The following is a 956-nucleotide window of genomic DNA, read 5'->3' on the forward strand; positions in this document are numbered from 1 at the left end:
TTCTAGGCCTCAATACCACTCGACCCGTGCGCACCACGGGCCAGATCGGCATAATCCAAAGGTCGGCATAGGACATCTAATGCCGATGTCGGCATTAGATGTCCGCGACCCAGAGGCAGTTCGGTGCCGGTGCTGTGAACTGCCGGCGGACCAGGTCTGCCGGCCGCTCAGACAAGGGCCCTGGCACGGTCGTTCGTGGCCCCTTGGCCCGCCTCACGCCGTGCAGCCCTGTCCGTCGCATGAGCCTCTCCACCGTGCACCGCGCCACGCGGTGGCCGGCACGGTTCAGGGCTGCGTAGACCTTCCTGGCCCCGTAAACCCCGTAGTTTTCCTTGTGTACCTGTTTGATCTTTTCTGTCGTCACTGCGTCGGTAACTGTGCGTTTCGATTCGGGGCGTGCCTTGGCTGCGTAGTAGGTGGAGGGGGCGATCGGCAGTTGCCTGCAGATCGGCTCGACCCCGTATTCGTCCTTGTGCTGGTCGATGAAGGCGATCATCGTCTTGAGGGGCGGTCGAGCTCCGCCGCGAAGAAAGCCGACGCTGACTTCAAGATCGCGTTCGCTCTCCGCAGCTCGGTCACTTCGCGCTCCAGCTCGGCCAGCCGGGTCGCATCATCGGTGCTCGTCCCTGGCCGGACGCCCTGATCAATCTCAACCGTGCGTACCCAGCCGCGGATCGTGTCTGCTGGGATCCCCAGTTGCGCACCAATACGAGTAGCTGCATTACGCCGGCCAGTAGGATTTTTCTGAGCGTCCATCACGAGGCGGACCGCCCGCTGACGAAGCTCATCTGGATACTTCTTTGGTGGTGCCATGATGCTCATCCTTTCAAGGATTCAACACCCTCCATTAAACCCGGGGCGGTTCACGCTGCCCTGGCCGTAACGGTTCCGGTACCCGTAAATGTGTGGGTTCCGGCCTTCTTGACCACGTTGTTGACGTAGTAGATCACTCCAGT

Annotated in this window: 2 protein-coding genes and 1 other annotated feature; both genes read right to left on the reverse strand. The window is 61.3% G+C overall.

From position 1 onward, the window contains the following. Positions 1–94: 94 nt before the first annotated feature. The gene (locus CVS29_RS17630; RefSeq protein WP_110107904.1) at positions 95–496 is read right to left on the reverse strand and encodes an IS3 family transposase; all 402 of its coding nucleotides are present in this window, start codon (positions 494–496) and stop codon (positions 95–97) included. Further along, positions 422–535, reverse strand: a sequence feature (AL1L pseudoknot). It overlaps the preceding gene by 75 nt. Continuing rightward, positions 493–813 carry a transposase gene (locus CVS29_RS17635; protein WP_170121037.1) on the reverse strand — a complete coding sequence of 107 codons (321 nt, stop codon included), beginning with the start codon at positions 811–813 and terminating at the stop codon, positions 493–495. It overlaps the preceding feature by 43 nt. The genes CVS29_RS17630 and CVS29_RS17635 overlap by 4 nt, the downstream gene beginning before the upstream one ends. Positions 814–956 lie beyond the last annotated feature (143 nt).

Origin of the sequence: Arthrobacter psychrochitiniphilus (assembly GCF_003185915.1) — a bacterium.
Classification (GTDB): Bacteria; Actinomycetota; Actinomycetes; order Actinomycetales; family Micrococcaceae; genus Specibacter; species Specibacter psychrochitiniphilus.